This window comes from Streptococcus sp. HMSC062B01 (assembly GCF_001811085.1).
In the GTDB taxonomy this organism is placed as follows: Bacteria; Bacillota; Bacilli; order Lactobacillales; family Streptococcaceae; genus Streptococcus; species Streptococcus gordonii.
In genome coordinates this window covers 204869-218732 of record NZ_KZ672766.1, presented here as the reverse complement: position 1 = coordinate 218732, position 13864 = coordinate 204869, and the positions used below count along the sequence as shown (strand labels likewise).

The following is a 13864-nucleotide window of genomic DNA, read 5'->3' as shown; positions in this document are numbered from 1 at the left end:
TAGAGAATAGGAGATATTTTCATGCCAATTAAGATCGATAAAAAATTACCAGCTGTTGAAATTTTAAGTTCTGAGAATATCTTTGTCATGGATGACGATAGGGCGGACCATCAGGATATCCGCCCTCTGAATATTTTGGTACTCAATCTCATGCCTCAGAAAATGGTGACGGAGACTCAGATACTTCGCCATTTGGCTAATACTCCGCTACAGTTGACTATTGACTTCCTCTATATGAGCTCGCACCAATCTAAAACCACTCGTGCAGAGCACATGGAGACTTTCTATAAGACTTTTGATGAGATTAAAAATCGCTATTTTGATGGCTTGATTATCACTGGGGCACCAGTAGAGCATCTGCCTTTTGAAGCGGTGGATTACTGGGAAGAGTTCCAGCAGGTGATTGAATGGTCCAAGAGCCATGTTTTTTCGACTCTGCATATTTGCTGGGGAGCTCAGGCTGGACTTTACGCCCGCTATGGCGTTGACAAGTACCAGATGCCGCGCAAATTATCAGGTGTCTATAGCCAGTCAGCTGACAGTAACAATCTGCTTTTCCGGGGCTTTGACGATGAGTTTTATGCCCCTCATTCCCGCCATACTGAGGTTCTGAAGGAAGATATTGTCAATCTAACCAATCTGGAGATTCTCTCATATGGAGAAGATACGGGTCTCTCTGTGCTGGCTAGCCGAGACTTGCGAGAGGTGTATAGCTTCGGTCACATGGAATACGACCGCGATACTCTATCCAAGGAGTATTTCCGCGATTTGAAGGCAGGGAAGAATCCACATATTCCAGAGAATTATTTCAAAAACGATGATGTCCATGCGACACCGGCCTTGCGTTGGAGTTCAGCCGCGGCTTTATTTTTCAATAATTGGATTAACTATGCAGTGTATCAAGAAACGCCATTTGATTGGGAGAATCCAGAAAATGACGCTTCCTATTTTGCTTATTTATAAGAGGGACTATGACTTATTTATCAGCCTTTCAACAAGGCAATTTAGTATTACCAAGTGCCTTGTACTTTCATTTTCAAGAGATTTTCTCGTCTAGTGAAGATTTCCTTGTTTGGCAATTCTTTTATTTGCAGAATACAACAGCATTGGAAGAGATAGAGCCGAGTCAGATTGCTGAAAGCATTGGAAAAACGGTGTCTGAGGTCAATCGCATTATGTCTCATTTGACCGAACAAGGCTTATTACAGTATAAAACCATTGAATTAAATGGAGAGATTGAAGCGATTTTTGATGCCTCTCCAGCCTTGGAAAAGTTAGATGAACTGCTGGGAGCTAATCTTAGTCAACAGCCAACTGCAAAAGCATCTCAAAATGTTTTAAAAGACTTAGTTGAAACCTTTCAACAGGAATTAGGTCGCCTTTTGACACCATTTGAGATTGAGGATTTGACCAAAACTATTCAAGAAGATAAAACAAATCCTGACTTGGTAAAAGCCGCTCTTCGAGAAGCAGTTTTCAATGGGAAGGCTAACTGGAAGTATATCCAAGCAATTTTACGAAATTGGAGACGAGAAGGTATTACGACTTTAGCACAAGTTGAAGCCAAAAGAGAGGAACGTGAAGCATTTAATCCACAGAATGTTACGGTTTCAGATGATTTCCTTAGAGCAATGGATTTGTGGAAGGACTGACTTTATTAGATATACAGCGGCCTGTTAGATATGACAGGCCCTTGGTTTTATAAAAAAGGAGAAAAGTATGACGTATCAATTGCCAAAAGTCTGGTCTGCTGCGGACAGCGACCAAGGAAAATTTTCAGGTATTAATCAACCTTCTGCAGGTGCACGCTTTGAGCAGACGCTTCCTGTTGGTAAAGAACCTTTTCAGCTTTATTCGCTTGGGACTCCTAATGGGGTCAAGGTGACGATTATGCTTGAGGAACTTGTGGCAGCAGGTGTGACAGAGGCTGGCTATGACCTTTATAAGATCAGCATCATGGAGGGCGACCAATTTGGCTCAGATTTTGTGAAAATCAATCCCAACTCTAAGATTCCGGCCTTATTGGATCAGTCAGCTGATAAGCCGATTCCTGTCTTTGAATCGGCGAATATCCTTCTCTATCTAGCAGAGAAGTTCGGAAAGTTGATTCCGTCAGATTTGGCTGGTCGGACTGAGGTGCTCAACTGGCTCTTCTGGCAGACAGGTGCTGCGCCCTTCTTGGGAGGCGGATTTGGTCATTTCTTTAACTATGCTCCAGAAAAGCTAGAATATCCTATCAATCGCTTTACCATGGAAGCCAAGCGACAGCTGGATTTGTTGGATAAAGAATTGGCCAAGAAAGCTTATATTGCAGGGGATGAATACAGTATTGCTGATATTGCTATCTGGTCTTGGTATGGGCAGTTGGTGCAGGATAAGCTTTATCCAGGCGCTGCTGAGTTCTTGGATGCTACATCCTACAAACATCTATCTGATTGGGCGGAGAAAATTGCAGCTCGTCCAGCAGTTCAGCGTGGTTTAGCTGCTGAGTATCAAGAAATCAAATAATTTGTAAGGGATAGAAAAAGCTCTTCATAAAGCAGTGAGACAAAGTCAGCTTATTAACAAGCTGATTTTTTTCGTTGCTTTTTTTATACTCTTAAAAATGATATACTGAAATGTGCTAAGTTGAAGAATAAATAGAAAAGAGAACGACATGCAAAAAAAGATGATTTCCCAACGCTTGGAGCGAGTAGCTGCTTTTGTTCCGGATGGGGCAAAGTTGCTGGATGTGGGGAGCGATCATGCCTACCTGCCGATCTACCTGGTTCAGCAGGGACGGATAGAAAAGGCTCTGGCCGGTGAAGTGGTGGAAGGGCCTTTTCAGTCTGCCCAGAAAAATGTAGCTGAGCAAGGACTGACGGAGCAGATTGAGGTTCGCTTGGCCAATGGTCTGGCGGCTTTTGAAGTGGAAGATCGGATTGATACTATCGTTATTGCTGGTATGGGTGGTCGCTTGATTTCAGAGATTTTGGAAAATGGCAGAGCTAAGCTTGGGTCTATTTCCCGCTTGATTTTGCAGCCCAATAACCGAGAGGATGAGCTTCGCAGCTGGCTGGTATCCAACGGCTTTCTCTTGCTGGCTGAGGATATCTTAGAAGAGGCTGGTAAGTTTTACGAAATCCTGGTAGCAGAAGCTGGCCAGCAAACTTTGACAGAGCAAGAAAAGCGTTTTGGTCCTTTTCTGATGAAGGAACAGTCACCTGCTTTTCAGCTAAGATGGCAGAAAGAACTGAAAAAACTAGAAGGAGCTCTAGCCCATATCCCAGAAAAAAATGAGCTAGAACGCTCTGCTATGTCCAAAAAAATCGAAAGTATCAAGGAGGTGCTTCATGTTAGCAAGTGAAATTATTGCCCGTTATGAAGCCTACTGTCCGCAAGAACTGTCCATGGAGGGTGACATTTCAGGACTGCAAATTGGGACTTTGGATAAAGAAGTAGCCAAGGTTCTAGTAGCGCTGGATATTCGTGAGCAGACGGTGGCGGAGGCTATTGAGGCTGGTGCTGGACTGATTATCGTTAAGCATGCTCCTATCTTTCGCCCGCTTAAGGACCTAGTGGCGGATAAGGCACAAAATCAAATCATTTTAGACCTCATCAAGCATGATATTGCTGTCTATGTCAGTCATACCAATATTGATGTTGTGGAGGACGGACTTAATGACTGGTTCTGCCAGCTATTGGATATTGAGGAGACAAGTTTTCTTAGTCAGACGGGGCCAGATTATGGTATTGGCCGCGTAGGGAAGATTGCTCCTCAGACCTTTGGGGACTTTGCGGCTAAGGTCAAGGCAAGTTTTGGACTAGATAGCTTGCGTCTGGTAGCTTATGAAGAAGCGGATCTTGAACGCGTGATTGAGCGTGTGGCTATCTGTGGAGGCAGTGGCCAGTCCTTTTATCCAGAGGCTATCGCCAAGGGAGCGCAGGTCTACATTACAGGTGATATTTACTATCATACAGCTCAGGAAATGCTGACAGAAGGGCTTTTGGCGCTGGATCCTGGACATCATATCGAGGTTCTTTTTACGGAAAAAATAAAAGAAAAGCTTGATACTTGGAAGGCTGAAGAGGGATGGGAGCTTGAGATTTTGGTTAGTCAGGCTTCGACCAATCCTTTCCGGCATATTTGAGAGGGAGCGACATGAAAAAAGTAGCAGTGATTGGAGCTGGGATTGTTGGCTCAACAGCGGCTTACTATCTGTCCAAATCTCCAGATGTTGAGTTGACTGTCTTTGATGACGGCAAGGGGCAGGCAACCAAGGCAGCCGCTGGCATTATCAGTCCTTGGTTTTCTAAGCGTCGCAACAAAGCTTGGTATAGGATGGCGCGTTTGGGCGCTGATTTTTATCAGGACTTGATTGCGGAGCTGAAAGATGCTGGAATCCAGACAGACTTTTACCAACAGACAGGAGTTTATCTGCTGAAAAAGGATGAGAGCAAGCTGCAGGAGCTTTATGATTTGGCTGCTAATCGTCGGGAAGAGTCGCCCTTGATAGGAAAACTGAGTCTTCTCAGCCGTCAGGAAGTCCAAGAGAAATTTCCAGACTTGCAAGGCTTTGAGCAGCTTCTCTATGCTTCCGGTGGTGCTCGTGTAGATGGAGCGCTCTTGACGGAGACGATTCTGAAGGCCAGCAAGGCAGATCTGGTTGAGAAAAAGGTAAGCCTGGCAGTAGAAGGAGAGCAATTTCTGGTGGAAGGTCGGAGCTTTGACTGTGTGATCTTGGCTGTGGGGGCTTGGCTGGGAGAAATCTTGCAGCCACTGGGCTATAAGACAGATGTTCGGCCGCAAAAGGGACAGCTACGTGATTTTAAACTGGCTGACCAGACGGATGACTACCCAGTTGTTATGCCTGAGGGCGAGCTGGATATCATTCCTTTTCTAGCAGGAAAGGTCAGCATCGGTGCTAGCCATGAAAATGATCAGGGCTTTGATTTGACAGTTGATAAGACGGTATTGAATCAGTTGCAGCAAGAAGCGGAAACTTACTTGCCGAGGTTGGCTACTGCAGAGATTCTAGGCGAGCGCGTGGGAACACGGGCTTATACCAGCGACTTTGCGCCTTTCTTTGGACCTGTTCCAAACTTGTCGCATGTTTACGCTGCCAGCGGATTGGGCTCTTCTGGTCTGACAACTGGCCCTCTCATCGGACGCCAATTGGCTCAGATGGCTCTAGGAGAAGCGGTGCTGTTGAATCCAGAAGACTATCCTATCGAGCGGTATGTGAAGAAGGTTTGATATGACAGAAACTATTTTGAATTGGGTCAATATTTGTGTGAAAAAAGATGATGAAATTTTATTGCTTAATCGTCAGCATGATAACTTTAAAGGGTGGATACAACCAGGCGCTTCATCAGTCTGGGGATAGACTGGTGAAGGTTGGGGATGGAAAAAGCTAAGCTTTTTACCTTCGTAAGAGTTTCCAGAATCTTTTTTCGAAGCTGCAAGGCGCGAATTAAAAGAAGAAACGGGGCTGACTGCTCTAAACTTGGAATTGAAAGGGATTTCAGGCTTCACTAATCCAAGTAAAAAAGAACGGTATGTGTATTATGATTTTCTTTGTACTGCATTTGAAGGGCAAGTTAGGGGAAACGATCATGAAGGGGAGCCCAAATGGTGGAAGATTTCGGAACTTGACCAGATAGATATGCAGAATGACATACGTGAACGTTTGCCCCTCTACTGGCGGAAAGGATCTTTTGAGCGGATTCATTACTGGAATGAGGAAGAACACTGTATCGGGGAAACCAAGACGATTTTGTATGGTTGATTTTAGAGGATAAGGAGAAATTATGGACTGGTTACGATCGCAACCAGTTCTGATGCAGGCGTTTTTGGCTGGTCTTTTCACATGGGGATGTACCATTCTAGGCTCGGCTATCGTGTTTTTCTTTAAATATATTAGTAGGAAGTTACTGGATATTATGATGGGCTTTGCGGCAGGAGTCATGATTGCGGCATCCTTTTGGTCACTTTTAGCACCGTCTATCGAGTATGCGCAAAGCTCTTATGGTAAGCTTTCTTGGTTCCCAGCTGCAATAGGTTTTTTAGCAGGTGGTTTCTTTCTACGTCTGATTGATGCGGTTGTGCCTCACTTGCATCTGAGTAAGGATATTTCAGAGGCAGAAAGTGTTCCTGAACATAGCCAGAAGAAGCTGTCCAAGACTGCTCTGCTCTTTTTAGCTATTACCATTCATAATTTTCCAGAAGGTTTGGCAGTCGGAGTAGCCTTTGGTGCTTTATCTGCCAACCCTAGTCTAGAGGCCTTTGTCGTCGCGAATGGCCTAGCTTTGGGAATTGGCCTGCAAAACGTCCTAGAAGGAGCGGCTTTGTCCATTCCAATTCGGATGGACGGTAAGTCTCGTCTTAAAGCTTTTTACTGGGGGTTCTATGTCCGCTATTGTAGAGCCAGTCGGGGTAGTACTAGGTGCAGTAGCTGTCATGGCTATGACGACTATTCTACCCTATGCCCTATCTTTTGCTACGGGTGCTATGATTTTCGTGGTGGTAGAGGAGCTGATACCGGATTCGCAGACCAATGGCAATACTGATGTGGCGACTTTAGGTCTCATGGTGGGCTTTGTTCTTATGATGATTTTAGATGTTGCTTTAGGATAAAGGACTTTAGAGTTTCTGAGTTGTTAGATTCAGAGACTTTTTGCTTGGAAACAGTTAATATCTTAAAAAGTGACATTCGCTTGTAAAAATGGTAGAATAAAAGCAATATATAACAGAGAGGAAACATATATGAAAGGTATTATTCTTGCAGGTGGATCTGGGACTCGCTTATACCCATTGACACGTGCGGCATCTAAACAACTCATGCCAATTTACGATAAGCCAATGATCTATTATCCATTATCAACACTGATGTTGGCTGGAATTAAAGATATCTTGATTATCTCAACTCCAACTGATCTTCCTCGATTTGAGGATCTATTAGGTGATGGCTCTGAATTTGGTATTAAGCTCTCTTATGCAGAGCAGCCTAGTCCAGATGGATTGGCGCAAGCCTTTATCATTGGGGCCGATTTCATCGGAGATGACCGTGTGGCGCTGATTCTTGGGGATAATATTTACCATGGACCTGGTTTAAGTAAGATGCTTCAGAAAGCAGCTGCTAAAGAAAAAGGGGCAACTGTTTTTGGCTACCATGTTAAGGATCCAGAACGTTTTGGTGTTGTAGAATTTGATGAAAATATGAACGCTATCTCCATCGAAGAAAAACCGGAACAACCTCGCTCTAACTATGCAGTGACTGGACTCTATTTCTACGATAACGATGTTGTTGAAATTGCTAAAAACATCAAACCAAGTCCTCGCGGGGAACTGGAAATCACAGATGTCAATAAGGCATACTTAGATCGTGGTGATTTGTCTGTTGAGCTCATGGGACGTGGTTTTGCCTGGTTGGATACAGGAACTCACGAAAGTCTCTTAGAAGCCGCTCAATATATCGAAACAGTTCAGCGTATGCAGAACGTTCAGGTGGCAAATCTGGAAGAAATTGCCTATCGTATGGGCTATATCACTAAAGAGCAAGTGCATGAATTGGCACAGTCATTGAAAAAGAATGAATATGGCCACTATCTCTTGCGCTTGATTGGAGAAGAATAAGAAAATGAGTGAACAATTTTTTGATAAGGAATTAGCAGCTCGTGAGGTTCCTGGAATTCCAGGAATGTTGGAGTTTGATATCCCTGTTCGCGGGGACAACCGAGGCTGGTTTAAGGAGAATTTCCAGAAGGAAAAAATGCTGCCGCTAGGCTTTCCTGAAAGTTTTTTTGCAGAAGGAAAACTGCAAAATAATGTCAGCTTTTCTCGTAAAAATGTGTTGCGTGGTCTACATGCTGAGCCATGGGACAAGTACATCTCTGTTACAGATGACGGTAAGGTTCTAGGTTCTTGGGTTGACCTGCGTGAGGGAGAGACCTTTGGTAATACCTATCAGACAGTAATCGATGCTAGCAAGGGGATTTTTGTGCCACGTGGCGTAGCCAACGGCTTCCAAGTCCTTTCTGACACTGTTTCTTATAGCTATCTGGTAAACGACTATTGGGCTTTGGAGCTCAAACCGAAGTATGCCTTTGTCAACTATGCAGACCCAGCTCTAGGCATCCAGTGGGAAAACCTAGAAGCAGCAGAAGTCTCAGAAGCAGACAAGAACCATCCACTACTTAAGGATGTAAAACCACTAAGAAAAGAAGATTTGTAAAAAGAATTCTTTTCTGATCCATTAATTGATACTAAAATATACGATTTAGCTCAGCTTCTATCTTAGCGAAGCGAGTGGAAGAATTGATTGCCTAAGTGATATAAAGTATATAATAGAATGTCTATCTTGTTACATGAAAGGTAATCATAAAAATATTAAGGAATAAAAATGACTGAATACAAAAAAATTATCGTGACTGGTGGAGCTGGATTTATCGGTTCTAACTTTGTCCACTATGTTTACAATAACTTTCCAGATGTCCATGTGACAGTGCTGGACAAGCTGACCTACGCAGGTAATCGTGCCAATATTGAAGAGATTTTAGGTGACCGAGTTGAGTTGGTTGTTGGAGATATTGCTGATGCAGCCTTGGTTGATAAGCTGGCAGCTGAAGCGGATGCTATCGTTCACTATGCGGCAGAAAGCCACAATGATAACTCGCTCAATGACCCGAGCCCATTTATCCACACCAACTTCATCGGAACTTACACACTCTTGGAAGCAGCTCGTAAATACGATATTCGTTTCCACCATGTATCGACTGACGAAGTCTATGGAGATCTCCCTCTGCGTGAAGATTTGCCAGGTCATGGCGAAGGACCAGGTGAGAAATTTACCGCTGAAACCAAGTACAATCCAAGCTCGCCTTATTCATCAACCAAGGCAGCTTCAGACTTGATTGTCAAAGCTTGGGTGCGCTCATTTGGTGTCAAAGCGACTATTTCTAACTGTTCAAACAACTATGGTCCTTACCAGCACATCGAGAAGTTCATTCCGCGTCAGATTACCAATATCTTGAGCGGTATCAAGCCAAAACTCTATGGTGAAGGTAAAAACGTTCGTGACTGGATCCATACCAATGACCATTCATCAGGTGTTTGGACGATTCTGACCAAGGGACAAATCGGTGAAACTTACTTGATTGGTGCTGACGGTGAGAAGAATAACAAGGAAGTACTGGAGCTCATCCTTAAGGAAATGGGGCAGCCAGCTGATGCTTATGACCATGTGACAGATCGTGCTGGTCACGACCTCCGCTATGCCATTGATGCTAGCAAGCTCCGTAATGAGCTAGGATGGAAGCCAGAGTTTACTAACTTTGAAGCAGGTCTCAAAGAGACAATCAAGTGGTACACAGACAACCAAGACTGGTGGAAATCTGAAAAAGAAGCAGTAGAAGCTAATTATGCTAAAACACAAGAGGTCATTAAATAATTTTAAACAATTTAATGATTCTTAAAGGAGCAGTTATATCATGAAACATAAAATTTTAGTAACAGGTGGGGCTGGTTATATTGGTACTCACACAGTGGTCGAACTTATTAAAGCTGGCCATGAGATAGTTGTTGTGGATAATTTTAGTAACAGCAGCAAAAAGAGTCTAGAGGCTGTCGAAAAAATCGTTGAACAGACCATTACTTTTTATGAAGTGGACATTTGTGATAAAGAAGCTTTATTAAAAGTTTTTAAGGACTTTAAACCTACTGGAGTCATTCATTTTGCTGGTTTAAAAGCAGTAGGAGAATCTAGCCAAATCCCTCTAACCTATTACGAAAATAATGTTGCAGGTACCTTAACTCTTTTGAGAGTAATGGAAGAAGTAAATTGTAAAAATATTATCTTTAGTTCATCTGCAACAGTTTATGGAGATCCACTTACTGTTCCAATTTTGGAAGACTTCCCTGTTTCTGCTACTAATCCATATGGTCGTACGAAATTAATGGATGAAGAGATTATGACGGACATATACAAAGCAGATTCTACTTGGAATATTGTATTACTTCGTTATTTCAATCCAATTGGTGCTCATGAAAGTGGTGATTTGGGAGAAAACCCAAATGGAATTCCGAATAATTTACTTCCATATGTAACTCAAGTTGCTGTTGGAAGACTAGAACAAGTACAGGTATTTGGCAATGATTATCCAACTGTAGACGGTACTGGTGTTCGAGATTATATTCACGTGGTTGATCTAGCTAAAGGTCATGTTGCTGCTTTGAAAAAATTTGATGGCAAGCAAGGTTTGAATATATATAACTTAGGGACTGGTAAAGGCTATTCGGTTTTAGAAATCATTCATAGTATGGAAAAAGCTGTTGGCAAACCAATTCCTTATAAGATTGTTGAACGCAGACCTGGTGATATTGCAACTTCATATGCTAATCCAGCTAAAGCCAAAGCAGAACTTGGTTGGGAATCTCAATTTGATATCTCGAGGATGTGCCAAGATGCTTGGCGTTGGCAGAGCAAACATCCCAATGGATTTGACGAATAGTTATTATTGGAATTTAGAAATTTTAGATAAGCCTAGCATAAATATGTGTTAGGCTTTTTGTAATAGTTGAATATTTTAGAGCTTTCTTAATATAATAAAGATGATCTTTTTCACGGATATTATGGTGAATTAATTTTGACTATAGCACATGAACATACCATTAGCTAAGGTATATTTCTTTTTCATTCTATGATTTCTCTCCTTCTTGTATGGAAACAGTAGAAATAAGGGCTTGGTTATAGTATAATGAGTCTATATGACTTTTAAGGAGAATGTGAGTTAGTGAAGTCTTCGGAATTATTGATTATTATCCCTGCCTTTAACGAAAGTGGTAATATAAAAAAAACAATCAAGATGATAAAAACACATACACCAGAATTTGATTACGTAATTATCAATGATTGTTCTACAGATAATACTTTGGAAATTTGTCGTGAAAATAAATTTAATGTTATTGATTTGCCAATTAATTTAGGAATCGGCGGTGCGGTTCAAACAGGATACCTCTATGCTGTTCAAAATAATTATCAATATGCTGTTCAAGTAGATGGAGATGGTCAACATAATCCTCAATATATTAAGATGATGCTTGAACGTATAAAAAAAGATAAAGTTGACATGGTAATAGGATCTCGATTTATTGAGAATCAAGGATTTCAGTCTTCTTTCGCTAGAAGAATTGGAATCACTTTTTTTGAAAAATTAATTAAATTATTGACTGGAAAGAAGATCACGGATCCAACATCAGGATTACGAGTTGTTAATAAATCAGTCATTGAATTATTTGCTGAGCACTATCCTAGTGATTATCCTGAACCAGAAACTATAGTTTCCTTATTAGAGGCTGGTTTTAAAGTGGAAGAGATGCCTGTTCTAATGAATGAAAGAGAACATGGTACATCTTCGATTACCTTGACTAAGTCTGTGTATTATATGATTAAAGTATCTATAGCAATACTGGTTGCAAAGATTAGTGGAGGATATAAGAAATAATATGCTTATTTTTTTAATTACTATTCTCATTTTGGCATTTTTGTTTAATATTCTTCGTTTAGTTGCTAAAAAGCAAGTAGAGATGAAAAATGTTATTTCATGGATTGTTTTATCTATCATTTCTCTCCCTTTTGTCTGGTTTCCAGACATTCTAACTTTTTTTGCACATCTAATGGGAATACAAGTGGCTAGTAACTTAATATTCTTTGTTGCTATCTGCTTACTGCTTTATTTAACTTTTTCTTTAACTAGACATCTTTCGAAACAGTCAGTTCAGATTCGTCAATTGGCGCAAAAAATTGCTTTAAAGGAAAAAAGTGATCAAGATGAAGAATAAAGTGTCAGCAAAAGAAATATATTTTTGGAATTTACTGGGGAATCTAATGTTTGCTGGTTCCTCAGCTATTTTTATGATGATTGTTTCTAGACTTTCTTCTGCAAAAATGGCTGATGTATTCAGTTTAGCATATGGTATTGCTGGTATATTAGTTGTTCTTGGACTTTTTCAAGTTAGAACCTATCAGGGAACTGATGTGACTTTTAAACATAGTTTTACCAGCTATACGATTGCAAGAGTATTTTCTATTACTCTCATGCTAATTACCTTATTTCCATATCTATTTCTAGTTCATTTTGATTTTTCAGATACATCAAAGCTAGCAGTAGTGGTTTTATATGTTCTGTTTCGGATGTGTGAGGCTATATCTGATTTATTTCAGGGGCTCTTCCAGCAACATGAGAGGTTAGATATTGCTGGTAAATCCATGACAATGAGATACGGAGCAAGTATTTTTATTCTTCTTATCTCTCTAGTTGTTCTCAAATCTTTAGAAGTTTCTCTTTTAATCTTGTTTCTTTTTAATTTTGTATTTGTTTGGATTTATGATTTTCCCAAGTCACTATCCTTTGATAAAGTTTCTTTTGACAAGAGTACCATCAGGTTGCAGGTCAAAGACGCCTTTTTGATTTTAAAAGGCTGTATTCCTTTATTTATTAGCGGTTTCCTTTTAGCTTATATCTTTAATGAACCTAAGATAGCAATTGATAAAGCTATTCAACTTGGAAAATTAGCAGAAGGGCTTCAAAGGAATTACAATATTTTGTTCATGCCAGTGTTCTTCATGAGTTTATTTATTCTTATTCTTCGACCATTAACGACAAGCTTAGCTATTCAATGGCAAAGAAAAGAGTTTGCAAAGTTTAATCGAACAGTGAAGCAGATCGGTATCTACTTGCTTGGAGGTGGAGCTATTTTAACGATGTTAGCTTTTTTAATTGGAACTCCAGTTTTAAGTATAGTTTTTGGTGTGGATCTGGCTGGCGACGCTCTGACGTTGACAATTCTAGTTTTTTCTGGGATTCTTTATTCAGCTGGAATTGTTCTTGGAGATATCCTCACTATTTTTAGAATGCAACGAAAACTCTTAGTGGTATACCTACTTATGTTTATCGTTTCAATTGTTATTACAAATCCTTTTGTAATGTCAAAAGGTCTACTTGGAGCTTCGTATAGTTTTCTGTTTGTAATGCTTATTTATTCATTCGGAAGTTACTTAACTTATATCAAGGTAAGAAAATGGAAAGGAAAGCTTTAATGCCCTTAAATTCTCAACATACCTGGGTGATTTGTGCCTATGGTGAAAGTCAGTATCTAGAAGCGTGTATTCAGTCTTTAAAAAATCAAACTCTTACTTCAAAGATAATTTGTTATACCTCCACACCTTTGACCTCAATTTATGAAATTTGTGGGAAGTATGATATTCCAGTTCATCACAAAACCGGTGGTGGAATTGGAAGAGATTGGAATCAAGCATTATCATTCGTAACTACAAAATATGCTACAATTGCCCATCAGGATGACTATTACGATCCCAAATTTCTTGAAAAAACTCTGGAAGCTTTTGAGGCTTACCAAGATGGATTGATTACTTTCACTGATTATTTTGAAGAAAAAAATGGAAGTAAAATTGATGCGAATACAAATTTAAAAATTAAGCGTCTAATGCTTGCTACCTTATCAATTTTTCCTGCCTCACGATTTTGGAGAAATCGTGTTTTAGCTTTTGGTAATCCCATCTGTTGTCCTGCAGTTTCATACAATCTTGAAAAATTAAGAAATTTCCGTTTTGATGAAGAGATGAGAGTTAGTCTTGATTGGTATGCTTGGTATAAAATTAGTGAATACAAAGGAAGTTTCCTTTATATTCCGGACGCGTTAATGTGCCATCGAATCCATCAAGAATCTGAGACGACTAAGACTATTTCAGATAACACTCGCACAAAAGAAGATTTATATATGTATAATCTGTTTTGGCCAAAGTGGTTTTCAAAAGTGATTATGAAGTTTTATGTCAAGAGTCAGGATACTAACCACTAGGAGATA

14 protein-coding genes and 2 pseudogenes are annotated in these 13864 nt (G+C 40.5%); all 16 read left to right on the top strand.

The genetic code is table 11. The features are described 5' to 3' along the window. The first annotated feature begins 21 nt into the window (after positions 1-21). The 16 genes and pseudogenes from metA (at position 22) to HMPREF2780_RS01860 (ending at position 13858) form a co-directional block, all read left to right on the top strand. Positions 22-963 (top strand): homoserine O-acetyltransferase MetA, encoded by a 942-nt coding sequence (gene metA, locus HMPREF2780_RS01935; RefSeq protein ID WP_105026015.1) that lies wholly within the window; start codon positions 22-24, stop codon positions 961-963. Between the two features lie 8 nt (positions 964-971). Continuing rightward, the gene (locus tag HMPREF2780_RS01930) at positions 972-1652 is read left to right on the top strand and encodes a DnaD domain-containing protein (RefSeq protein WP_046165684.1); all 681 of its coding nucleotides are present in this window, start codon (positions 972-974) and stop codon (positions 1650-1652) included. A 67-nt stretch (positions 1653-1719) separates the two neighbouring features. After that, positions 1720-2508, top strand: a complete 789-nt coding sequence (yghU, locus tag HMPREF2780_RS01925) for a glutathione-dependent disulfide-bond oxidoreductase (RefSeq protein WP_105026014.1) — start codon at positions 1720-1722, stop codon at positions 2506-2508. Positions 2509-2656: 148 nt separating this feature from the next. After that, the gene (locus HMPREF2780_RS01920) at positions 2657-3346 is read left to right on the top strand and encodes a tRNA (adenine(22)-N(1))-methyltransferase (RefSeq protein ID WP_105026013.1); all 690 of its coding nucleotides are present in this window, start codon (positions 2657-2659) and stop codon (positions 3344-3346) included. Further along, a complete protein-coding gene (locus HMPREF2780_RS01915; protein ID WP_105026012.1) occupies positions 3333-4130 on the top strand; it encodes a Nif3-like dinuclear metal center hexameric protein in 798 nt (265 codons plus the stop codon). The genes HMPREF2780_RS01920 and HMPREF2780_RS01915 overlap by 14 nt, the downstream gene beginning before the upstream one ends. Positions 4131-4141: 11 nt before the next feature. After that, positions 4142-5236 (top strand): NAD(P)/FAD-dependent oxidoreductase, encoded by a 1095-nt coding sequence (locus tag HMPREF2780_RS01910; protein WP_105026011.1) that lies wholly within the window; start codon positions 4142-4144, stop codon positions 5234-5236. 1 nt (position 5237) lies between these two features. Next, a pseudogene (locus HMPREF2780_RS01905) lies at positions 5238-5768 on the top strand (NUDIX domain-containing protein). 22 nt (positions 5769-5790) lie between these two features. Further along, positions 5791-6616, top strand: a pseudogene (locus HMPREF2780_RS01900) (ZIP family metal transporter). A gap of 129 nt (positions 6617-6745) precedes the next feature. Continuing rightward, on the top strand, positions 6746-7615 hold the full coding sequence (rfbA, locus tag HMPREF2780_RS01895; protein WP_045634915.1) for a glucose-1-phosphate thymidylyltransferase RfbA: 870 nt from the start codon (positions 6746-6748) through the stop codon (positions 7613-7615). 4 nt (positions 7616-7619) lie between these two features. After that, on the top strand, positions 7620-8213 hold the full coding sequence (locus tag HMPREF2780_RS01890; protein ID WP_060970533.1) for a dTDP-4-dehydrorhamnose 3,5-epimerase family protein: 594 nt from the start codon (positions 7620-7622) through the stop codon (positions 8211-8213). A 168-nt stretch (positions 8214-8381) separates the two neighbouring features. Continuing rightward, positions 8382-9428, top strand: coding sequence for a dTDP-glucose 4,6-dehydratase (gene rfbB / locus HMPREF2780_RS01885; RefSeq protein ID WP_012000428.1), 1047 nt, complete (start codon positions 8382-8384; stop codon positions 9426-9428). Positions 9429-9468: 40 nt separating this feature from the next. After that, a complete protein-coding gene (galE, locus tag HMPREF2780_RS01880; RefSeq protein ID WP_105026010.1) occupies positions 9469-10488 on the top strand; it encodes a UDP-glucose 4-epimerase GalE in 1020 nt (339 codons plus the stop codon). A gap of 282 nt (positions 10489-10770) precedes the next feature. Next, positions 10771-11481, top strand: a complete 711-nt coding sequence (locus HMPREF2780_RS01875) for a glycosyltransferase family 2 protein (RefSeq protein WP_105026009.1) — start codon at positions 10771-10773, stop codon at positions 11479-11481. Between the two features lies 1 nt (position 11482). Continuing rightward, positions 11483-11818, top strand: coding sequence for a DUF2304 domain-containing protein (locus HMPREF2780_RS01870; RefSeq protein WP_048779445.1), 336 nt, complete (start codon positions 11483-11485; stop codon positions 11816-11818). Then, positions 11808-13076 (top strand): lipopolysaccharide biosynthesis protein, encoded by a 1269-nt coding sequence (locus tag HMPREF2780_RS01865; RefSeq protein ID WP_105026008.1) that lies wholly within the window; start codon positions 11808-11810, stop codon positions 13074-13076. Before HMPREF2780_RS01870 ends, HMPREF2780_RS01865 begins: the two co-directional genes overlap by 11 nt. Beyond that, entirely contained in the window at positions 13076-13858 is a 783-nt protein-coding gene (locus HMPREF2780_RS01860; RefSeq protein WP_105026007.1) for a glycosyltransferase family 2 protein, read from the top strand. Before HMPREF2780_RS01865 ends, HMPREF2780_RS01860 begins: the two co-directional genes overlap by 1 nt. The last annotated feature ends 6 nt before the right edge of the window (positions 13859-13864 follow it).